The sequence below is a fragment of the Aquimarina agarivorans genome, from assembly GCF_000218485.1.
Classification (GTDB): domain Bacteria; phylum Bacteroidota; class Bacteroidia; order Flavobacteriales; family Flavobacteriaceae; genus Aquimarina; species Aquimarina agarivorans.
This window is the reverse complement of record NZ_AFPB01000089.1, coordinates 74,563-96,364: the sequence shown is the minus strand read 5'-3', so window position 1 is coordinate 96,364 and position 21,802 is coordinate 74,563. Positions and strand designations below refer to the sequence as shown.

The following is a 21,802-nucleotide window of genomic DNA, read 5'->3' as shown; positions in this document are numbered from 1 at the left end:
TTATTTGATGCCTGATCTAATGTAAATTAATTAACCAAAAGATAAATATTTTATTTGTATAAATTTTTTAGTTCATTTCAAATAAATAGGATGTCAAAAAAAATACCAAAACGAAACTATAGAAATTATCATGGATTAGGAAAAGATTTAATAAAAACTTAATTTGAACTTGCAAGATAGCTAGGGTATGTTAACTTTGTAAGTATTAGTAACGCATTTTGTATATGAATAAGCGTTTTGAACAATTGATTGATACTCTTGAAAATAAGTTGTTGGTATTACTAAAAACGTATACCGATAGTGAAAAAAAGAATCAATCTTTACAGTTAGCTTTGGCAGAAAAAGAAGCCGAAAATGAAGATTTGAAGAAAAAACTAACTGAATTAAAACACCAAAATGATTTGCTTAAAAATGCAAATGCTTTACTAGGTAGTGACGAATATAAAAGAGAGACTAAGCTTAAAATAAATGCATTGGTTAAGGAAATTGATCAGTGTATTGCGCAACTTTCGTAATTTTGTATATGGCGGATAGACTAAAAATAAAATTGTCAATAGCTGATAGGGTTTACCCAATGACTGCTATGCCTGAAGAAGAAGAAGGATTGCGAATTGCGGCCAAAAAGATTAATCAATTGATTAAACAATTTGAGCAAAATTATGCGGTTAGGGATAAGCAAGATGTTTTGGCTATGTGTGCATTACAATTTGCATCATTGACTGAGCAGAAGTCAATTAATAAAGAAAAGGATATCACGAAATCTGTAGATAGATTAAGGAACTTAATCGATAGAGTGGATTTGGTGTTATCAGAACGTTCATAAAAATTAAAGTTACTGCCTGTATTAGTACTTTTTTGATAAACTCAACAAGAATTTATTTGAAAAGGGTGAGTTTTGTGTTGTAAGAGCGTGCCATCTTGAATGGATTGTCGAGCAACCAGTTAGCCCTAAACCTGTTTTTACAGAGTTTATACAAAACCAAACTAATGCAGGCTTTTTTTATATATACATTTAACTAAACTATGGATTTAATTATACTCGTACCTGCACTGGTTGTAGGCGTTGTACTAGGATTTGTGATTTCAAAAATTCTAGAAAAAAAGAAAGGAGCAGGAAAGATTACTGAAGCTGAAAAAACAGCTAAATCTATGCTTAAAGAAGCTAGGATAGAAGCGGAATCCCTTAAAAAGGATAAGATTCTACAAGCAAAAGAAAAATTTATTGAGCTAAAAGCTGAACATGAAAAAGTAATTTTATCGAGAGACAAAAAAATGGCAGAGGCTGAAAAGCGTACTCGAGATAAAGAATCACAAGTTACAAGTGAACTTTCAAAAAATAAAAAACTAAACCAATCATTAGAGTCTAAACTAAAAGATAATAACCTACTCAAAGAAAAACTTACTGCAAAGGAGGAAAAACTGGCCAATGTTCTTGACAAGAAAGTAAAGGAATTGGAAACAATTTCAAACCTTTCAGCTGATGAAGCAAAAGAACAATTGGTGGAATCTTTAAAAGATAAAGCCAAAACGGATGCTATGTCTTTTATCCAAGACACTATTGAAGAAGCAAAACTTATTGCACAGCAAGAGGCTAAAAAAGTGGTAATTAATACCATTCAGCGTATTGGAACAGAGGAAGCAGTTGAAAATTGTGTTTCTGTTTTCAACATCGAAAATGATGATGTAAAAGGTAGGATTATTGGTAGAGAAGGTAGGAACATTAGAGCTATAGAGGCGGCAACAGGTGTTGAAATTATTGTTGATGATACGCCTGAAGCTATTATTTTGTCATGTTTTGATTCAGTTAGGCGAGAAGTAGCTCGTTTGTCCTTACATAAATTGGTGACCGACGGACGTATTCACCCAGCTCGTATTGAGGAAGTAGTGCGTAAAACGCGCAAGCAAATAGACGAAGAAATAGCTGAAGTGGGTAAGCGTACTGTTATTGATTTAGGAATCCATGGATTACACCCAGAATTAATAAAAACCGTTGGGCGCATGAAATACCGTTCATCTTACGGACAAAATTTGTTACAACATTCCAGAGAAGTGGCTAAGTTATGCGGTGTAATGGCTTCAGAACTAGGCTTAAACCCTAAGTTAGCAAAACGAGCAGGCTTGTTACATGATATTGGAAAAGTGCCTGAAACTGAAACAGAAATACCTCATGCTATTTTGGGAATGCAGTGGGCAGAAAAATACGGAGAAAAAGCGGAGGTTTGTAATGCAATTGGAGCACACCATGACGAAATTGAAATGACATCCTTACTCTCTCCGATTATTCAAGTTTGTGATGCCATAAGCGGCGCAAGGCCAGGTGCCCGAAGACAAGTATTGGACTCATATATTCAACGTTTAAAAGACTTGGAAGCAATTGCTTTTGGTTTTCAGGGAGTTAAAAAAGCTTATGCCATACAAGCAGGTAGGGAATTACGAGTTATAGTTGAAAGCGAAAAAGTAAGTGATGAAAAAGCAGCAGCTTTATCGTTTGAAATTTCTCAGAAAATCCAAACAGACATGACTTATCCAGGACAAGTGAAAATTACTGTAATAAGAGAAACTAGAGCTGTAAATATCGCTAAATAAGCATAGCTAATATTTTTTTAGTCTAAAAATATTTCAAAGAACCATTTGCATTTTGCAGGTGGTTTTTTTAATTATACCATTATCCATATGGATTTACCGAATCAAAATGCGCCTTTAGAAATTCTACGTCAACATAAAAAAACCATAATACTTACTATGCTTTTTTTTGATTTGTATAATTATTCCTAATCCCACCATTTTTCTTTAAGGTAAATTCAAACAGGAAATGGTATTGCTCCACCTTAATCTATAAGTGGATAGTAAAAATTTTTAGTGAACTTATTTTGGGAATTGAATCTAAATCAAGGCTTAAGAAATTTTTATTTTGGTTGGTTACTATTGTTGCAAAAGTAATTCAAAATGGAAGCTAACGTATAGTATCATTTAAAACTAGTAATCAAAAATTGGTAATTGGTTAAATTTTTCTTAGTTGGAAAAAATTATTTAAAAACAGGCTTACATACAATAGCCAGAGAGTTTTAAGGAAATTTGTATATTAAAAAAAATCTACAATTTATAGCAGCAGATGAATTTTAATTAAAAACTTAACTAAAGGATAATCTAAAACATATAAAATTCCTTTCGGATTTTAGATAATCACTTAAAATATTTTGAGTAATTGAGTTGTAAATCATTAAAACGTGCAATTGTGTAGTCTTTATCGGCGTTCCGTGCGTTTATATAGTAATCAACTCCAGCTTTAAAATTTTTCTTTTCAATAATTGATAATGCTTTTATATCTTCTGCTGAAATTACTTTATAGCCTTTTTTGGTAATATCTTTAAAAAGTTCAATCGGATTGTCGTGTTTATTTTCAATAGGTAATGTTGCATACGTAAATATGCGTTTTTCGCCAGAAATATCATATTTGGTTTCTAAATTTCGGTTTTGAAAGTCATTTAATAATTGATTAGCCTTTTCTTTATTTTCAGAAATACCAAAAACCAATCCGCCAGAAATAGTTTCTACTTGCCATTTCAAAACCTCTTTAAAACGTTGTGCATTTACAGATGTAAAATGTAAGAACAAAGCGAGTACTACTATAAAAGTTTTATTCATAATGAGTTTAAGTGCAACAGTTAATACAATGTAAAATTACTGTGACTTTTTATAAAAAAATATTATGTAGGAATCAAAATCGTTATCTACTATTTTATACTCGATAATATGTTTCTTTATTGTAGGAATTATTTGCAAAACACTGTAAATTAGATTTTTAAAAGGTTTAAGTATGAGGTTTTCCTACAGTATTAATGTTAAAAAAATTATTTAATGATTGTTGCCTTCATGTAAACATCTTTTTTTGGCCATTCGCTGAAATCAACTTCAACCAAGTTAATTTGTTTTGCTACCTCCATTCCCTTAATAACGTGTCCAATAACAGTGTGTTCTCCATCCAAATGATGCGAACCTTTAGGATCAACATCAATATAAAACTCAAATGGGCTGGATCTTTTGTTTGGATTATTTTTATATACTCTGGCCATTGCCACACTACCGTAATGATGTTTTAAATTTTTTTTTATTTCTTGAGGTATGGTAAATTGCCCGATTTTTCTTTTAATTTTTGCCATTTCCATTCTGTCGCTGTTACCACCCTGAATGACAAAACCTTTAGCAACTCGGTAAAAGCAAGTCTCATCTAAAAATTTACGTTTTACCAATTGTATAAAATTAGCTCGGTGTAAAGGGGTTTGGTTATAAAGCTCAATTTCAATTTCTCCAAAATCGGTAGTTAATTTCACAAAACGTTCTTTATTGTTTTCACCATAAGCGGTAAGCATTTCCACAACATTTTTATTAGTAATTCGTTTTGTGTATTTTGGTTTTAATGGAGTTGCCGCTTTTTTTTTCTGCTTTATTTTTAAAGGTTCATTTTGTAGGGTTGATTTAGTATCTTGACAGGCAGTAGTTAGACCAGTTAAAGTTATCAATAGCAATAAAAATAGCCGCATAAATGAAATTTGAAAGGTTGCTTAAAAGTATTCCAAAAATAAAAAAAATAAACTCCCAGGCAGTGCAGCGCAAATGCAATTATCACCAAAGGAGCGTGTTGAATTTTCTAAAAACTATACTACTTTAAAAACCCGAGAGGCTGGGGTCATGGCATTATTGTATCCCAAAAAGGGAGTTACTTATTTAGTCTTAATTTTAAGAACCACTTATGATGGAGCTCATTCAGGGCAGGTAGCCTTGCCTGGTGGTAAGCGCGAAAAGAGTGACTATAACTTATGGGAAACTGCTTTGCGAGAAGTTGAAGAAGAAATTGGAATACGTAATAGTGATATTACACTAATAAAACCACTCACCAGTCTGTATGTTCCAACTTCTGATTTTAGGGTGTATCCTTTTTTGGCCACATCCACAGCGGTACTACAATTTACTTTACAGGAAACGGAGGTTGCAGAGTTAATCGAAATGCCATTGTCTTATTTAATTGAGCATAAAAAGATTGATGATGTGGTTATTGAAGTAGCAAAAAAGAAATTTTTGGAGGTGCCTGCTTTTGAATTTAAGCAGCAAATTATATGGGGTGCTACAGCCATGATTTTAAATGAACTTAAACAATTATTAATAGATAGTTTCGACGTTTAAATTGGTATATTTGTCTATAGATTTAACACAAACTATATAATGGGATTATTGAAAAAAAATCCATTTGGACAGTATTTATTAGTTAAAAAGTGGCTCATACGTATATTAGGAGCGCTAACTCATCGTCGTTACAGGGGCTTTAATGAACTAGTTATTGAAGGGAGTGAGGTAATTACTAAATTACCAGATAATAATGTATTATTTGTTTCCAATCATCAAACATACTTTGCTGATGTAGTTGCTATGTTTCACGTTTTTAACGCCAGTTTGAGCGGACGTGTAGATTCCATAAAAAATGTGGGATACCTATGGCAACCTAAAATGAATTTTTATTATGTGGCAGCAAAAGAAACGATGCGTTCTGGGCCTTTGGCTCGTATTTTTGCTTACGCAGGAGCTATAACCGTTGAGCGAACTTGGCGTTCAGCAGGAAAAGAAATTAATAGACAAGTAAAAATGAGTGATATTACAAATATTACTCGTGCACTTAATGATGGTTGGGTTATTACCTTCCCGCAAGGAACTACAAAACCATTTAAACCAATTCGAAAAGGAACGGCACATATTATTAAACATCATAAGCCAATTGTAGTACCTATTGTGATTGATGGTTTTAGGCGTTCTTTCGATAAAAAAGGGTTACGAATAAAAAAGAGAGGTATTTTGCAGTCTTTTATTATAAAAGAGCCCTTGGAAATTGATTATGAAAATGATAGTATTGATAAAATTGTTGAACAGCTAGAATTTGCTATTGAGCAACATCCATCGTTTTTAAAAGTAATTCCGCAAGAAGAAATTGAAGCTGAAGAGGCTTTGAACAAACAACGAGAGTGGGATTATTAGTCTTTTGGAACTATCAATTTTTTATATAAATAGAAAATCCTTGGTTGTGTTGTTAACTAGGGATTTTGTATTTTGTGTTATTAAGTTATAAACAGTAAAATGAATAATTTTTATAAATTCTGTTTTTTAGTATTTGCTGTATTTTCTATGGTATCAAATGCTCAAAAAATAGCGGTACTTCATTACAACGGTGGGGGTGATTGGTATAGTAATCCCACAGCATTACCTAATTTAATAGGGTATTGCAATACTCATTTAAAAACAACTATAGATACAAAAATTGCAGAAGTTACTCCTGAAAGTTCTGATTTATTTGACTATCCTTACATTCATGCCACAGGACATGGTAATATTTTATTTAATGATTCTGAAGTAGAAAATTTACGTACCTATTTATTAAGTGGTGGTTTTTTGCACATTGATGATAATTATGGAATGGAAAAATATGCAAAAAGAGAAATCACCAAACTTTTTCCAGATACTAAGTTAGTACCAGTTGGAACGGATCATCCTATTTTTAAAAATAAATATAGCTTCCCGAAAGGGTTGCCTAAAATACATGAGCATGATGGCAAACAACCGCAAGCCATGGGTATTTTTAAAAATGGTAGGTTACTATTGCTTTTTACTTACGAGTGTGATTTGGGAGATGGATGGGAAAGTCCTGAAGTTCATAATGATCCACCCGAAGTTAGAGAAAAAGCACTAAAAATGGGGGCTAATATTATTAATTACGCATTTTTAAATTAATGCAGTTAAACCACTTTAACACAAGTTTTCCAGAAAAAAAACATGCTGTTATTCTAGCATGTGATGCTGTAAATTCCCCAGCAAACATTGGAGGTTTATTTCGATTAGCAGATAGCTTTGGCATCCAAAAATTACTTTTTGGAGGCACACTGGTTAATGTTAACAGCGCACGTTTGAAAAGAACGGCAAGAGCCACCCAAAATTGGATTTCAATGGAAGATGATCTTGATTTAGTGGTGGAATTAAAAAAAATAATAGCGGAAGGATATATGCCCATTGCTTTAGAGATTACAAAGAATAGCTTGGCTTTAAATGACCTAAAAATTCCCAAAAATATTAAAATAGTAGTAGTTTTAGGTGATGAACAAATGGGAATATCTCCTCAGGTTTTAGAAATATGTGGCACACACGTTCATATACCAATGTATGGCAAAAACTCAAGTATGAATGTAGTTCAAGCAGCTTCAATAGCACTTTATGAAATTACAAAACAATTAAATAGTTATGGATAGCAAATCAATAAGTAATGGGATTTTACGCGCAGTAAGTATCATTTTAGGTGTAGCACTTCTATTATTTTTTTTATATAAAATAAGTTCCATATTACTTTACATTTTAATAGGAGCAGCCATATCATTAATGGGCAGGCCGTTAATGCTATTTTTAACTAGAAAATTAAAAATGAGAAATAGCTTTGCAGTAGTTATTTGCCTAATCATTTTCTTATTAACATTTTTAAGCATTTTTACATTATTTGTACCTATAATTATTGAACAAACGCAAATAATTGGACAAGTTGATATTCAAAAATTAGGCGATGATTTAACACGTTTAGCTAATGAATCTGCAGCGTATTTTCGGATTGAAAAATTTAATTTAGTTGAAGCACTTCAACAAACTGATATCAGCAAATATTTTAGTTTTAAATGGGTGCCTAAATTATTAAATGCAGTGCTAGGTGGTTTTGGGGGCTTTATGATTGGTTTATTTTCAGTGGTTTTTATTGCTTTTTTTGCGTTAAAGGATAGTAAATTATTGGAAAACAGCTTGCTTGTTTTTGCAAAAAACGAAGATGAAAGAAAATTTATGAATGCGTTTAGTAAAATTAAAGAATTACTATCAAGGTATTTTGTTGGTTTACTTTTACAGGTATTTATACTTTTTATTATGTATTCAATTTTATTATTAATTTTTAAAATTGATAATGCTATTGCGCTTGCCTTAATTGCTGCAATTTTAAATTTAATACCTTACCTAGGACCCGTCATAGGTTTTGGATTAATGATGGCATTGACAGTAACAGGTAATTTAGAAATGGATTTTTCAACAGTGGTTTTTCCTAAAATGATTTACATTTCAATAGGATACATTATTATTCAATTGATTGATAATTTTGTAAATCAACCTTTTATTTTTGGAAATAGCGTTCGTTCGCATCCGCTAGAAATTTTTTTAGCTATTTTAATTATGGGAGTATTGTTCGGAATTCCAGGTCTAATTGCTGCCGTGCCATTTTACACGGCAGTCAAAGTGATTTCGAAAGAATTTTTATCGGAATACAAAATTGTACAATCACTCACCAGCGAAATTTGATACAGTAATTTATAATTTTACTTTTTTAACTGTATTTGTAATTTGAAGGAATTCTATTCCAACAATGATATGCTTGCTTTATAGGGCGAGCTTTTTTACAAAGATTAATTCGCGTTAAGCAAAAACATTTTATAGTTCTTTTGAATGAAAATTTATTACATAAAAAGGTTCAGGAATATTTAAAAGCAAATGAACAAACGGCAGTAAGCAGTTTTGCATTAAAAGCGTCGCCTTTTTCAGGTATTACATCCAAAGAATTGGCACAACAATTAGCGGGTAGGCAAAAGGCAAAACACAAATTACCTTCCTGGTTTGCTAATTCACTTGTTTTATATCCTCCAGTTCTAAATTTAGAACAAACGTCATCGGAAAAAACAGCTAACTATAAAAGCGAGTTAGTTTCTGGGAACAGTTTAGTTGATGTAACTGGTGGTTTTGGAATTGATAGCTACTATTTTTCTAAAAAAATAACGTCAGTAATTCATTGCGAATTGAATGAGTCATTACAGCAATTAGCTGCTCATAATTTTAAGCAATTTGGGATCAATAACGTACAATCAATGCACGCCGATGGTATCCAGACAGTGCTGGCACAATCTGATTTAGATTGGGTGTATATTGATCCATCTCGAAGAAATGATGTAAAAGGAAAAGTCTTTTTTTTAGAAGATTGTTTGCCAAATGTACCTGAAATTCAGGAAGCTATTTTTAAAAAAACGAGTCATATATTGGTGAAAACTGCCCCTATTTTGGACATCGCAGTTGGGATGAAGTCATTAAAATTTGTAAAAGAAATTCACGTAGTAGCTGTAAAAAATGAAGTTAAGGAGTTGTTGTGGCTTATGGAAAATGGGTTTTGTGGTATGCCCAAAATTATTGCTACTAATATTTTAAAATCAAACAAAAAAGTAACAGTCAATTTAACGCTTAACGCAGAAAAAAAATCACAAGTTATTTACGGAGAAACAGCCTCTTTTTTATATGAACCTTATGCTTCACTAATGAAAACAGGGGCATTTAATTGGATATCGGAGCATTATCAACTTAGTAAGTTAGCAACAAATTCACATTTGTATACCTCAAACAAAAAAATTGAATTTGCTGGTAGAGTTTTTAAAGTGAATAACGTAAATCATTACAATAAAAAAACGATGAAAACCCTTATTGGCGAAAATGTAAATGTAGTAACGCGTAATTTTAAGGAAACTGTAGCTCAATTACGAAAAAAGTACAAATTGAAAGAAGGAGCGGAACGGTATTTGTTCTTTACCACAGATATGCATAATAAACAAATAGTAATTGATTGTATAAAATTAGTACACCATGAATAAAATTTACGTTACATTATATGTATTACTAATAGCTTTTGTGGCAAAAGCACAATGCAATTTTCAAATTATCGATTTTCAGCAAAAAAAAATGATTGCCACACCTAAAACAATGATTGCTACTCAGGAAAATGAAAAATCAAACAAAGCGTCTTACCTTTTATTTTCATTATTTACTGATGGTGAAGTCAATAAGGTGCTCACTACGTTTTCACAAGTAGCTCCTGAACAGTTACAAAAGGTTTGTTTTACCAATAAAGCTAAACTTGTTTTTACATTAAAAGATGCTTCAAAAGTTACGCTATCTTACAATGGTTATGATATATGCCAAGAGCAAAAAAAACATCCAACAAAAAAGGCATTCAATACCTTAAAAACGGAAACACTATTTTTGATTGACAAGGCTGCTTATTTAAATTTAAAAAAACAAAAAATAACTAAAGTAAGCCTGATTACAGGCAATAATCAAAAGTTTCCTTTTGACATTACTAAAAGGATAGAAGATGTTCAAATAAATGATACGGCATTCCCAGCTTTATTTTTTATGAATAATTTGGACTGCTTAAAGTAACTTTTTATTATTTGTTATACCACATACTTGTAAGAATACACCGAATTTTAGTTATGCAGATGCCAATAAAAAGGTTATTTTTGTACCACTTTTTAAAAAGTAAATTACTACATGAAAGATTTATTTGATAAGATATATGCCGATAAAGGACCATTAGGTAGATGGGCGGATAAAGCAGAAGGTTATTTTGTTTTCCCAAAGTTGGAAGGTCCAATTTCAAATCGTATGAAGTTTCAGGGCAAGGATGTGATTACCTGGAGTATTAATGATTATTTAGGTTTGGCAAACCATCCCGAAGTACGAAAAATTGATGCTGAGGCAGGAAGTAAATACGGATCAGCATATCCAATGGGAGCTCGAATGATGAGTGGACATACGGATATGCATGAGCAATTGCAAAATGAATTAGCAGCTTTTGTACAAAAAGAAGCTGCTTATTTATTGAATTTTGGTTATCAAGGAATGGTATCCACTATTGATGCATTAGTTTCAAAAAATGACATTATTGTATATGACGTGGATGCTCATGCTTGTATTATTGATGGTGTACGTTTGCATGCTGGAAAACGCTTTACGTACCGACATAATGATATGGAAAGCATTGAAAAGAATTTGATGCGTGCTACAAAATTGGCTGAAAAAACTGGTGGAGGAATTTTATTGATTTCTGAAGGTGTTTTTGGAATGCGCGGTGAACAAGGTAAGTTGAAAGAAATTGTAGCTTTAAAAGAAAAATATAAATTCCGATTATTTGTTGATGATGCGCACGGTTTTGGAACCCTTGGTAAAACAGGCGCAGGCGCAGGTGAGGAGCAAGGTGTGCAAGATCAAATAGATGTGTATTTTGCCACTTTTGCCAAATCAATGGCCAGTACTGGGGCATTTATTGCTGCCGACCAAGAGATTATTGATTATTTAAAGTATAATTTACGTTCGCAAATGTTTGCTAAGTCGTTACAGATGCAATTGGTTGAAGGAGCCTTAAAACGTTTGGATATGTTACGTACTATGCCTGAGCTTAAAGCAAAATTATGGGAGAATGTAAACGCCTTACAAAATGGTTTAAAGGAACGTGGATTTGATATTGGAACTACACAAAGTTGTGTTACTCCAGTATATTTAAAGGGAAGTATTCCCGAAGCAATGGCATTAGTGAAGGATTTGCGTGAGAATCACGGTATTTTCTGTTCCATAGTGGTATACCCCGTAATCCCAAAAGGATTAATTTTATTGCGTTTAATCCCAACAGCTTCTCACACATTGCAAGATGTTGAAGAAACTTTGGATGCTTTTTCAGCAATCAGACAAAAACTCGAAACAGGTGTTTACAAACGCTTAACAGCGGCTATGGCTGCAGAAATGGGGGAATAAAAAAATGCTTAGGTTGTGATGCGCAAATAAAAAAGCCAACTATATTAAAAACATAGTTGGCTTTTTTATTTTTGTAATTGCGATCAAAATTTTATCGCTATGATTAATAATACCATTTCTTGTTTGAATTTACCTTGAAGAAAAATGATGGGTTCAGAAATTATACAAATCAGAAAAAAGCATAACATGTGTTACAGTTCTTTTTTAGTGTTGACGTAGAATTTTTAAAGGCGCATTTTAATTCGGTAAATTCATATAGGTAATAGTATACCCTTGCCAAATCGATTCTAGTATAAAACAACTAAAAATTTGGTTTAATTTTTATAATTCGAATCTGTCAACAAATAATTCTTTAGCTCTTCATACTTGGAAATAGCGGTAAATACTTTTTCTTTATCCAATACCTCTTTAATTTGTTCAGGAATCACCACTTTGGTATTTAAGGTTTCTTCCACCACATCTAAAAATTTTACAGGGTGGGCAGTTTCAAGGAAAATACCGTATTCGTTATTCTTTAAATGATACTTTTTTAGTCCCAAATAACCTACAGCGCCATGTGGATCCGCAATATATCCTGATTCACTATTAATTTCCTGCATGGCAGTTCGTGTTTCGGAATCATTAAAGCTAAAGGATGAAAAATCCTTTTTAAGATCATCAAAATTGTTTTCAAACAATTGTTGAATACGAATAAAATTACTTGGATTTCCTACATCCATGGCATTTGAAATGGTTGCAATAGAGGCTTTAGGTTCGTATTTTCCTGTTTCAAGGTAGTTAACTACGGTATCATTTACATTAACGGATGCCACAAAATGTTTAACTGGCATGCCCAATTTATGGGCAACTATACCAGCACAAATATTTCCAAAATTGCCACTTGGAACTGAAAAAACAAGATCTTTTCCTAGTTTTTTAGTTTCTTTATAAGCAAATAAAAAGTAAAATAGCTGCGGTAGCCAACGAGCTACATTTATTGAATTAGCGGATGTTAATGCTCTTTTACTGGTAATATCCTCATCTAAAAAGGCAGATTTCACCATATCCTGACAGTCGTCAAAAACACCATTCACACGTAAGGCTTTTATATTTTTACCTAATGTAGTTAATTGACGTTCTTGTATATCACTTACTTTTCCGTTAGGGTACAAAATAACCACATCAACACCTTTTACCCCTAAAAAACCACGAGCAACAGCACCGCCTGTATCTCCTGAAGTGGCCACTAATACGGTTACATGTTCATCACTATCCTTATTAAAATACTCTAAACAACGAGCCATAAAACGCGCACCAATATCTTTAAAAGCCATAGTTGGTCCATGGAATAATTCCAGCGTGCCAATATTTTCGGTAATTTTTACAACGGGAAAATCGAAGCTTAATACATCGGTTAAAATTGATTTTAAGTCAGCTTCAGGAATTTCATCACCTACAAATTGCTTAATGGCAGTATAAGCAATTTCAATGTTATCCATGGATGTTATATTCTCAAAAAAAGAAGCAGGAAGCGGAGTGATTTTTTCAGGAAAATACAATCCTCGATCTGGGGCTAGGCCTTTGACTACGGCTTCTGCAAAAGATACATTGGGTGCATTTTTATTTAAACTATAAAATTCCATAATTTTAATTGTGTTGGACTTTAAATGGGGATGTTTGAAATTGGCTGACTATGTGTTATTCAAAAGTGTTAGTCAGTGATTACAGCGGTGAATTCAATTTCAATAACTATATCGGGGTCAATCAATTTTGAAATTTCAACCATGGTAGTTACAGGTTTAATAGTACCAAAGAAAGATCCGTGTACTTTACCAATTTTTTCCCATTGTGAAATATCAGTAGTAAAAATACGTGTACGCACAACATCTTGCAATCCAGAACCATTTTCCTCTAACACTTTTTTGGCTAATTCTATAATTCCTTTGGTTTGCGCTTCAAGTGTATCTCCAGGAGCTGTTGTTCCCGAAAGTTCAATAGTGTTACCAATTTTTACAGCTCTGGAATATCCAATTTTATCTTCCCAAGGTGAGCCTGATGATATGTTTTCTCTTTTTGACATATTTTTGATTTCTTATCATAAATTAAACTTATTTAGCGCGGATTATGCATTCCGTTAAACAAGTTTTTAAGCTTTCAAAATTACAACTTTTTAAAAATTAGTTATAATAATTTTTAATTTATTGTTAAAGTAATTACTACATTATAAAGCTTTCTGAATTTTTGATTTTTAAATGTTTACTATCTTTCCTATTTAGCCTTTTTTATTCCTTAAAATATTATAAGTATTTAAAGGTAGTACATTGTATTTGTCAGATAAATTAGGGTCAATGTAGATAATACAAAAGGAAAACTATTTAATTAAAGTTAAATAGTAAGTGTAATTAAAAATTACATAAAAAAAGACCAGCCGTTAAAATACAACTGGTCATAACTAGTCATTTTTATTCAATATTAATAAGTTCTGAAGAATACCTTCAAAGCTTAGTATATTGACAAGTCATCAACTATTTATTCAGGGGCGAATCTTTGTATAATTGAATACAGTTTGTTATAATAAATTTCCCTTTCAAAATGATTCCTTTTCGTTTTTGAATAAACTAAAAAGTTCTGTTTTTACTGGAATAATTTAATATCGGAAATTGTTTAATACGTATCGTGATATAAATTTCTTGTTTTCTTAGTATCGGTACTTACACCTAATTCCTGAAAAATACCACAGGATACGCCTTTTTTTATTAAGTTTTTTTCGGCATTTTTTTTAGATAACTTTTCAATTTGCGGATTTAAAAATTTCATAAGCTTTGATGTTAATTGACGTTAATTGATGTATTTTGTTGAGCTATTTTATAAATTCATAATTATAGATCAAAAACTAGACCACTATTTAAAGCTTCATGTGCTTTAAAATAGTATTTTTGACATGTCAAAGGTCTGTAATACTTCAATGTTTAAAGCTAATTTTAAGATTATTTTGATTAAAAATATGGTATTGTAGTTGTGTAAACAGCAAACAACATAAAATAAAGATTAAGTCAAGTACTTCTTTGTATTTAAAGTATAATTTATAAAATTAATGCAAAATAATAGTGCAAGTTCAATTAGTATAGTAAGGTATTTTGCATGCTTAATTTTAACTTTGAATTCGTGTAATACTCAAAAAAAAGAGCCTTTGCTCATTGCAGCTGCATCCAACATGAGTCATGTTTTAACCGAATTAAACGATGAATTTGAACAGCAAACGGGTATAGCAATAAGTTTGATTACAGCATCTTCAGGTAAATTGACCGCCCAATTGATGGCAGGAGCACCGTATGATGTATTTATTTCGGCTAGTGCAAAATATCCCAAACATCTTATTTCAGCAAACAAAAAGTATGAACAACCAATTACCGTTGCTACGGGAAAGTTAATCATGATTTCCAATAAAAAAATAGAGTCATCAGTACAACACTTTATAACTTCTACGGCAGTAAAAAAAATTGCAATTCCAAATCCTAAGATAGCACCTTATGGCTTGGCAAGTGAGGAATTATTGCACAATTGGGGTGTGTATCAACATGTGGCGTATAAATTAGTTTTTGGAGAAAGCGTAGGGCAGACTAATCAATTTATACTATCTGGTGCAGCTGATGTTGGTTTTACATCTAAGTCATTATTATTTGTAAATAATAATACTTTTAACAAACAGCACTATCGCGAAATTGATAAAAGGTTTTATAAACCTTTGGAGCATCAATTAGTTATCACAAGTAACAATGAAACAACAAAGACAAAAGCAGGTAAATATGCTAATTTTATGCGTACTGAAAAAGCAAAAACTATCCTGAAAAAATACGGTTATGATGTTCCTGAGTAATTTCAATTGGCAGCCTTTATTTTTAACTACAAAATTAGCTTTTGCTACTACCTTAATTTTGGTAATTTTTGGTATTCCTATTGCTTATGCATTGGCATTTACCAAAAATAAATTAAAACCTGTATTTGAAGCATTGGTAGGAATGCCTTTGGTATTGCCACCCACAGTAATTGGTTTTTATTTTTTAATAGCTTTCTCTCCATCCCATGGTTTAGGGAAATGGCTTAATGACATTTTTAATATACAATTAGTATTTTCATTTAGTGGTTTGGTTTTAGCTTCAATAATTTATAGCCTGCCATTTATGGTACAGCCTATTCAAAATGGATTGCAAAACTTACCTAAAAATTTGCCTGAGGCAGCTTATGTTTTAGGAAAATCAAAATGGCAAACATTTTGGCGCGTATTATTACCCAATTGTCAAAATTCAATTTTAACGGGAATGGTACTCACTTTTGCGCATACAATTGGAGAGTTTGGTGTGGTGCTCATGGTTGGCGGAAGTATACCAAATAAAACTCAAGTAGTTTCTAGTGTTATCTACGAACAGGTAGAGGCGCTTAATTATGGTACAGCACATACTTATTCCGCAATTTTGTTGGCAATTAGTTTCTTGGTTTTAGTGGTAGTATATTCATTATCAAAATATAATAACTGTTACCTGAGAAGAAATAATTAACCTTCCCCTTGGAAAGAATTTTACTCGCCTTATGATTTTACTAACAATAGAAAAAAAACTTAAAGGAGCCGAAGGTGATTTTACTTTGAATATTGACGAAAATATTGTAAAGGGTGATTTCATTGGAATTTATGGAAAGTCAGGAATTGGAAAAACAACATTACTGCAGATGCTTTCGGGTTTGGAAAAACCAACAAATGGCCGTATTGTGGTTGATGGTGAAATTTGGTTTGATAGCTCAAAAAAAATTAATATACCTGTACAAAAACGTAGTATTGGTTATGTTTTTCAAAATGACGTGTTATTTCCAAATATGACGGTTCTACAAAACTTACGTTTTGCATTAACAGCGCATCAAAAAAAATATTTTTTGGAAGAATTGATTGAAGTCATGGAATTGAAAGCTTTACTAAATTTTAATAGTCAGCAGCTATCAGGTGGGCAAAAACAGCGTGTTTCATTGGCCAGGGCTTTGGTGCAAAAACCAAAATTATTACTGTTGGATGAGCCTCTTTCGGCATTGGATATTGAAATGAGGCAGCGTTTGCAACAATTTATTGCCAAAGTGCATAAAAAGTATCAACTCACCATACTTATTGTTAGTCATGATCCTTTGGAATTATATCAACTAGTGGGTAACGTTTGGCAATTAAATAATGGAACAATTTCAGCTAAAGGCACTCCTAAGGAAGTATTGCCACTAGATTTGTATAGATTATAGTGTTCACAAAATAGAAAGTCTTGCTAGATATTATTACTAACAAGACTTTTATGTTACTATCCTTTTTTAGAAATTTTACGCGCATTTTTAAAAAGCGCCTTTTGTTCTTCAGTAAGCGAAGCCCTAAATTTTTCTTTACTTTTTTTAGCAGCTATCCGATTGGCTTTAAAAATAGCTTTTTGTTCATCAGTAAAGGTGTTGCGTAAACTTTTCATACGTTCACGTTTAGGAATGGTTTTGTCTTTTAAAATAGCAAGTTGTTTTTGATCAAGTAACGATTTTAATTTTTTTCTATTTTCCTTAAGTAATGCTTTATGTGCATTAAAAACAGTTTTTTGTTCCTCAGTTAAGGTTTTGATGGCTTCTTTTCTAGCCTCAGCCCTAAATTTTTTATTTGTATTGAACTCGTTTTTAATTTCTTGTCCAAAACAAAAATTTATTGTAATCAAAAAGCTAGTAAGTAGAGTCCAAATTAATTTATGTAATTTCATATTTATCAAATTTTAATACCAGTTGTATATGGTATGGTTAAACATTTTAAAACGCGTTCTACTTTTTAGACAATGAAAAATATAAAAGGTTTAAAATGTTAAGTTTTATTTTTTATTAAGAATTAAGTATTGAAGCAATGATAAAGTATAGCAAATGGCTCGGTTGTTAAAGTTTAATGAATTCAATCTTCAAAAGCGAGTTCTTCAATTAACAAGGCTTCTAAATATTCATCAACTAACGTATCATCAATAAATAGAGCCATCATTTTGGTATCTTTTTCGTTAATCTCAAATTGTTCTTGAATCTTTTGTTTCATAACGTTTGTAGTATCTACTACAGTGGGAACTATTAATTTTGTTATTGTATTTTTATTGGTATTGGTAAATAGTAAAAAGCAAAAAATGATAGAAGCTGCTGCAAATAGCGCATATTTTATTTTTTGTAATATTAAAATTTTGACAAATGATTCTTTAGGCTTCGTTTTTTTAAGTATTTGAGCAGAAAAATCTTTGTGAAAGTCCTTAGGAACATTAAAACCTAACTCCTTATCATTTGTCAAGTTTGGATTTTTTTTAAGCTTATCAGTTAAATTGGATTGAAAATTTTCAAAGTAAAATTTAGGAATGGAAAAACCATTTTCGTCAGGTGTTTTTGAACTGTGTTTTTTCATAATAATCAGCAATTGACAATACCATGGTAGGTAAAGTTTATCTATTTTAATATTATAAGCAAGCCGCAGACTAATTTAAGTTTATAAAAAAGTCTTTAAACCTCATTAATTAGTTAAAAAACGTTCAATTTTTTTAACAGCAAGGTGGTATGATGCTTTTAAAGCACCTTCACTAGTGCCAATAATCTCGGAAATTTCCTTAAACTTTAAGTCGTCGTAATATTTCATTATAAAAACTTGTCTCTGTTTTTTAGGCAGTTTTAGCAATGCTTCTTGTAATTTAAATTGAATATCATTACCGTCAAAATAGGGGTCTTCTTTAAGTTCATTCAAGATTTTTGTACTTAAATCATCTGAATTTAATAGTAAACGCTTTTGTTTGGCTTTTAAAAAATTAATAGCTTCATTGTAGGCAATGCGATACATCCAGGTATGCAATGTGCTGTTTCCTTTAAAGGTAGCTATATTTTTGTGAATTTTTATAAACGTATTTTGCAGTACGTCATTAGCGTCATCATGGATTAAAACTAGTTTTCGTACATGCCAGTATAAGCGCTGCTGGTACGTATTTAAAAGTATTTTAAAAGCAGCATCCCTTTGCTTTTTGTCTTTTAAAGATTTGATAAGTAATTGGTCTGTATTCAACTATTTTACTTTTTTTTTGCTCTTAAAGAGCTTGCTTTAATTATAAACTTTTAAGTTTAGACAATGATAAAAGCTAAAAGTTTAATTCCTTTTGAAAATTAAATTTTAAAAGAAAATGATCGCTAATAAAAAACATAATAAATTTCAGAAAAAAAATAGGGTAAACAGCAATTTTGGTGTTGTTATTACAAATGACGCCAAAAAAAAGGCATTGAAGAATTACTAGGTATATGAGAAAAAGCACTTTTATAAAGTTATTTCTGTTGATTGGAATTCTGTTTTTTTCTTGTGATGATGATGATGAAATAGAAGAGTTAAGGAGAACTTTAAGAATAACAAATGAACAAGGAATTGAAAATTTTTTGAGTAAAATTGACATTTTAACTATAGAAATTAAAGATGATGAAGTTCGGGAAGAAGCCTTAAATTCATCTTTAGTTACTGATATTGAATCAATTCAAGGCGAATGGATAGCGACAGGTGTTAATCTTAGAAACGAGGAGAGTTTTAAAGAAATAGATTCAATTAACACAAGTCGATTATTTTTTCCTGCGGCACCGCCGAATATAAAACAAATTCATAGTTTGAATTTTACTGGGAATAACGTTCAACTTTTTAGAAAAAACATTGATAATGCATTGTATACGATAACTATTGCTCCATTAGAAACTGATGGAGATAGGGATGAGGGACTTTTTAATTTTGATTTAGGTGAAAATAGTATTTTAGATAAAATTACTTCATCCAAAATTATTCTTTATTCCAAATCTGATGATGTATTAATTATCGGACAGATGTTTAATAGGATTAACATGCTTCTTTATTTGTTAGAAAGACCAAAAACTAATCCAGAAGAAGAAGAAGAAGAAGATCCTGAAGAAGGAGAAGGTGATCCAGAAGGAGAAGGAAATCCTGAAGAAGGAGAAGTTGATCCAGAAGAAGGAGAAGGAAATCCAGAAGAAGGAGAAGGAGACCCTGAAGAAGGAGAAGGAAATCCAGAAGAAGGAGAAGGTGACCCAACAGAGGAAACTCCAACAGAAGAAGAACCCGTAAGAGAAGTTCCAATAGATAACAATGATAGATTTATAGTTTTAAATTTCATGGATGTTATTGGTAAGTGGCAATATAAAGGTGAAGTTATAAATGATGATACTTTGGAAATAAACCCTTCTAATACCTTTGATGGTAATCAATTATTGTTCCCGTCGTCCACGAGAATGCAGTTGATAGAAGGAATTACACCTGAAGTAGCAGGTTTTACAAATGATTTTGATATGATTGAAATATCGTCGCTATCCATTTTGAGATTATTTGATGCAGGTTCTTTAAAAAATGAATTTAGATTGAATTTTAGAAGGGACTCATTTAATGTAGAAATTAGGGAAGGACAACTATCAATATTTGTTTTAAGGATTAGTGTTGAAAATAACGAATTGTATTTAAAGCAATTATCTAATGGTAAAGAATTTAAATTTGAGAAAATATAATTAAATAAATTATTTAGATCATTAAGTCAATTGAAAACCAATTTTAAATAAAATTGAATAAATGAATAGTAGAGATATATCAATTTGCGAAGAAAAAAATTTTAAAGAAATTTTTACGCAAAATTCGGAGATTATTAGGAATTTTATCTTTTACAAATGTGGTGATATTGATCAAGCAGAAGACTTAACACAAGATGCTTTTATTAAATTATGGGATAATTGTAAAAAAATTCCATTTGCAAAAGCGAAGTCTTTTGTTATGAAAGTAGCACAAAACTCGTTTTTTAATAATGTTAGGCATCAAAAAGTTGTTTTAGAATATACTAAAAATGACAGTAAATCAAATTGCGATCTTCAAAGTCCAGAATATATTTTAGAAGAAAAAGAGTTTTTTAGAAAAATTACAACGGAGTATTGCCGAACTTCCTGAAAAGGAAAGAGAAGTTTTTTTACTAAGTCGAAAGGATAAAAAGACGTATAGAGAAATTGCCGAAATAGTTGGATTGACGCAAAAAGGAGTAGAAAGAAGAATGCATTTAGCATTAAAAAAATTAAAAGAAAAATTAGGTACTAACCTTTAAAAAGATATCAAATGGAAAATTTTTTGGCAAAATGGGCTAATAATGAATTGTCCGAAAGCGATAAAAAGGTATTTGAGGCAACTGATGATAATAAACTTTATCAAGACATATTAAGTGGTGTAGAAAAATTAGATATACCAGCATATGACGCCGAAGCTTCCTATAAAAAATTGAAAGATAAGTTGGATAGCAAGTCAAATGAAGTTGCTAAAAAACAAGATCAAGGAAAGGTGGTTTCAATGATTCCTAAGTGGGTTTATGGTGTTGCAGCATCAGTGATTCTTGTTTTTGGACTTACTTTTTTATTTTCAAAAGGACATCATATACATCAAATTACGGAGAACAAATTAGCTTTAAACTTCCTGATAATTCTGAGGTTATTTTAAATGCAAATTCTAAAATAACTTATAATAAAAATGATTGGGAAAACAATCGTATATTAAATTTAGAAGGCGAAGCTTATTTTAAAGTTACTAAAGGATCTAAGTTTACTGTGCAATCTAAAAATGGAAATGTGAGTGTTTTAGGAACTCAATTTAATGTGGACACCAATTCAAAAACTTCGGTTTTTGAGGTAAATTGTTTTGAGGGTGTGGTAAGGGTCGATAAAGGTGAAACATCTGAAATTATTAGAAAAGGTGAATCTGTAAGGTTTGTAAATGATAAATTAGAAAAATGGCAATTTAATGAATCCGCTCCTTTATGGATTTCAAAAGAAAGTTCCTTTTATAATTCTCCTGTAAAACAAGTGGTCAAAGCCTTGGAAAATCAGTATAATGTTAAAATTCAAAGCGGTAAAATAAATGATTCTTTACGTTTTACAGGTGTGTTTATGCATGATAACCTTGAAAAGGCATTAAAAATTGTATTTGAATCTTTGGAAGTCGATTATGAATTTTTGGATGAAAAGATTATCAAATTAAAAAATAAATAATTATTTAAAAGTTAGAAATCCAGTAAATACCATTTTTTGAAATGGGTTATTTTAAAAATAACTACGACCAAATCCTCACATATGAAAATTTTTCATATGT

At 31.2% G+C, this 21,802-nt stretch carries 27 protein-coding genes and 1 other RNA gene; 20 read left to right on the top strand and 8 right to left on the bottom strand.

The window, feature by feature from the left end; all coding sequences use genetic code 11:
• Positions 1-224: 224 nt before the first annotated feature.
• The 4 genes from GMC_RS0105075 (at position 225) to rny (ending at position 2,586) form a co-directional block, all read left to right on the top strand.
• Positions 225-515, top strand: a complete 291-nt coding sequence (locus GMC_RS0105075; RefSeq protein ID WP_010521122.1) for a hypothetical protein — start codon at positions 225-227, stop codon at positions 513-515.
• A gap of 8 nt (positions 516-523) precedes the next feature.
• Positions 524-823, top strand: a complete 300-nt coding sequence (locus GMC_RS0105070) for a cell division protein ZapA (RefSeq protein ID WP_010521121.1) — start codon at positions 524-526, stop codon at positions 821-823.
• A 39-nt stretch (positions 824-862) separates the two neighbouring features.
• Positions 863-971, top strand: a non-coding RNA gene (gene ssrS / locus GMC_RS20960) — 6S RNA.
• Positions 972-1,023: 52 nt separating this feature from the next.
• Positions 1,024-2,586, top strand: a complete 1,563-nt coding sequence (gene rny, locus GMC_RS0105065) for a ribonuclease Y (protein ID WP_010521120.1) — start codon at positions 1,024-1,026, stop codon at positions 2,584-2,586.
• 597 nt (positions 2,587-3,183) lie between these two features.
• Here rny and GMC_RS0105060 read toward each other — a convergent pair.
• The gene (locus GMC_RS0105060; protein WP_010521119.1) at positions 3,184-3,645 is read right to left on the bottom strand and encodes a hypothetical protein; all 462 of its coding nucleotides are present in this window, start codon (positions 3,643-3,645) and stop codon (positions 3,184-3,186) included.
• A 206-nt stretch (positions 3,646-3,851) separates the two neighbouring features.
• A complete protein-coding gene (locus GMC_RS0105055; RefSeq protein ID WP_010521118.1) occupies positions 3,852-4,541 on the bottom strand; it encodes a peptidylprolyl isomerase in 690 nt (229 codons plus the stop codon).
• 73 nt (positions 4,542-4,614) lie between these two features.
• Between GMC_RS0105055 and GMC_RS19105 the strand changes: the two genes are divergently transcribed.
• The 8 genes from GMC_RS19105 to capB all read left to right on the top strand — a co-directional run bounded on the left by GMC_RS19105 (position 4,615) and on the right by capB (position 11,637).
• Positions 4,615-5,181, top strand: a complete 567-nt coding sequence (locus tag GMC_RS19105) for an NUDIX hydrolase (protein WP_010521117.1) — start codon at positions 4,615-4,617, stop codon at positions 5,179-5,181.
• Positions 5,182-5,220: 39 nt separating this feature from the next.
• Positions 5,221-6,024 (top strand): lysophospholipid acyltransferase family protein, encoded by an 804-nt coding sequence (locus GMC_RS0105045; RefSeq protein WP_010521116.1) that lies wholly within the window; start codon positions 5,221-5,223, stop codon positions 6,022-6,024.
• Between the two features lie 99 nt (positions 6,025-6,123).
• Positions 6,124-6,774, top strand: coding sequence for a DUF4159 domain-containing protein (locus tag GMC_RS0105040; RefSeq protein WP_010521115.1), 651 nt, complete (start codon positions 6,124-6,126; stop codon positions 6,772-6,774).
• Entirely contained in the window at positions 6,774-7,286 is a 513-nt protein-coding gene (locus tag GMC_RS0105035) for a TrmH family RNA methyltransferase (RefSeq protein ID WP_010521114.1), read from the top strand. The genes GMC_RS0105040 and GMC_RS0105035 overlap by 1 nt, the downstream gene beginning before the upstream one ends.
• Complete coding sequence (locus GMC_RS0105030) at positions 7,279-8,367, top strand: AI-2E family transporter (protein WP_010521113.1); 1,089 nt, start codon at positions 7,279-7,281, stop codon at positions 8,365-8,367. Before GMC_RS0105035 ends, GMC_RS0105030 begins: the two co-directional genes overlap by 8 nt.
• Positions 8,368-8,507: 140 nt before the next feature.
• A complete protein-coding gene (locus tag GMC_RS0105025) occupies positions 8,508-9,698 on the top strand; it encodes a THUMP-like domain-containing protein (protein WP_010521112.1) in 1,191 nt (396 codons plus the stop codon).
• Positions 9,691-10,266, top strand: a complete 576-nt coding sequence (locus GMC_RS0105020) for a hypothetical protein (RefSeq protein WP_010521111.1) — start codon at positions 9,691-9,693, stop codon at positions 10,264-10,266. The genes GMC_RS0105025 and GMC_RS0105020 overlap by 8 nt, the downstream gene beginning before the upstream one ends.
• A gap of 111 nt (positions 10,267-10,377) precedes the next feature.
• Positions 10,378-11,637: a cysteate-C-fatty acyltransferase gene (gene capB, locus GMC_RS0105015; protein WP_010521110.1), complete on the top strand. Its 1,260-nt coding sequence runs from the start codon at positions 10,378-10,380 to the stop codon at positions 11,635-11,637.
• 314 nt (positions 11,638-11,951) lie between these two features.
• On the opposite strand, the gene thrC is transcribed toward capB, so the two are convergent.
• The 3 genes from thrC to GMC_RS21800 all read right to left on the bottom strand — a co-directional run bounded on the left by thrC (position 11,952) and on the right by GMC_RS21800 (position 14,433).
• Complete coding sequence (thrC, locus tag GMC_RS0105010) at positions 11,952-13,259, bottom strand: threonine synthase (RefSeq protein WP_010521109.1); 1,308 nt, start codon at positions 13,257-13,259, stop codon at positions 11,952-11,954.
• 68 nt (positions 13,260-13,327) lie between these two features.
• On the bottom strand, positions 13,328-13,696 hold the full coding sequence (locus GMC_RS0105005) for a RidA family protein (RefSeq protein ID WP_010521108.1): 369 nt from the start codon (positions 13,694-13,696) through the stop codon (positions 13,328-13,330).
• 584 nt (positions 13,697-14,280) lie between these two features.
• Positions 14,281-14,433 (bottom strand): hypothetical protein, encoded by a 153-nt coding sequence (locus GMC_RS21800; protein WP_193361477.1) that lies wholly within the window; start codon positions 14,431-14,433, stop codon positions 14,281-14,283.
• 340 nt (positions 14,434-14,773) lie between these two features.
• Between GMC_RS21800 and modA the strand changes: the two genes are divergently transcribed.
• From modA to GMC_RS0104985, 3 genes are read left to right on the top strand one after another with little or no spacing between them, the layout of a single operon-like run.
• Positions 14,774-15,493, top strand: coding sequence for a molybdate ABC transporter substrate-binding protein (modA, locus tag GMC_RS0104995; RefSeq protein ID WP_157998136.1), 720 nt, complete (start codon positions 14,774-14,776; stop codon positions 15,491-15,493).
• The gene (gene modB / locus GMC_RS0104990; protein WP_010521106.1) at positions 15,480-16,172 is read left to right on the top strand and encodes a molybdate ABC transporter permease subunit; all 693 of its coding nucleotides are present in this window, start codon (positions 15,480-15,482) and stop codon (positions 16,170-16,172) included. The genes modA and modB overlap by 14 nt, the downstream gene beginning before the upstream one ends.
• 31 nt (positions 16,173-16,203) lie before the next feature.
• Entirely contained in the window at positions 16,204-16,893 is a 690-nt protein-coding gene (locus tag GMC_RS0104985) for an ATP-binding cassette domain-containing protein (protein WP_010521105.1), read from the top strand.
• Between the two features lie 56 nt (positions 16,894-16,949).
• Here GMC_RS0104985 and GMC_RS0104980 read toward each other — a convergent pair whose 3' ends face one another.
• From GMC_RS0104980 to GMC_RS0104970, 3 genes are all read right to left on the bottom strand, one after another.
• Positions 16,950-17,384 (bottom strand): hypothetical protein, encoded by a 435-nt coding sequence (locus GMC_RS0104980; RefSeq protein ID WP_010521104.1) that lies wholly within the window; start codon positions 17,382-17,384, stop codon positions 16,950-16,952.
• A 182-nt stretch (positions 17,385-17,566) separates the two neighbouring features.
• Positions 17,567-18,055, bottom strand: a complete 489-nt coding sequence (locus tag GMC_RS0104975) for a hypothetical protein (RefSeq protein ID WP_010521103.1) — start codon at positions 18,053-18,055, stop codon at positions 17,567-17,569.
• A 105-nt stretch (positions 18,056-18,160) separates the two neighbouring features.
• A complete protein-coding gene (locus GMC_RS0104970; RefSeq protein WP_010521102.1) occupies positions 18,161-18,700 on the bottom strand; it encodes an RNA polymerase sigma factor in 540 nt (179 codons plus the stop codon).
• A gap of 230 nt (positions 18,701-18,930) precedes the next feature.
• Between GMC_RS0104970 and GMC_RS21625 the strand changes: the two genes are divergently transcribed.
• From GMC_RS21625 to GMC_RS21095, 5 genes are all read left to right on the top strand, one after another.
• Complete coding sequence (locus GMC_RS21625) at positions 18,931-20,187, top strand: hypothetical protein (RefSeq protein WP_010521101.1); 1,257 nt, start codon at positions 18,931-18,933, stop codon at positions 20,185-20,187.
• Positions 20,188-20,248: 61 nt separating this feature from the next.
• Positions 20,249-20,617 (top strand): RNA polymerase sigma factor, encoded by a 369-nt coding sequence (locus GMC_RS19100; RefSeq protein ID WP_010521100.1) that lies wholly within the window; start codon positions 20,249-20,251, stop codon positions 20,615-20,617.
• Positions 20,601-20,768, top strand: a complete 168-nt coding sequence (locus GMC_RS22120) for an RNA polymerase sigma factor (RefSeq protein WP_238527931.1) — start codon at positions 20,601-20,603, stop codon at positions 20,766-20,768. Before GMC_RS19100 ends, GMC_RS22120 begins: the two co-directional genes overlap by 17 nt.
• Positions 20,769-20,779: 11 nt before the next feature.
• Positions 20,780-21,154 carry a hypothetical protein gene (locus tag GMC_RS22115; protein ID WP_010521099.1) on the top strand — a complete coding sequence of 125 codons (375 nt, stop codon included), beginning with the start codon at positions 20,780-20,782 and terminating at the stop codon, positions 21,152-21,154.
• Entirely contained in the window at positions 21,040-21,702 is a 663-nt protein-coding gene (locus GMC_RS21095; protein WP_238527930.1) for a FecR family protein, read from the top strand. The genes GMC_RS22115 and GMC_RS21095 overlap by 115 nt, the downstream gene beginning before the upstream one ends.
• Positions 21,703-21,802: the final 100 nt, after the last annotated feature.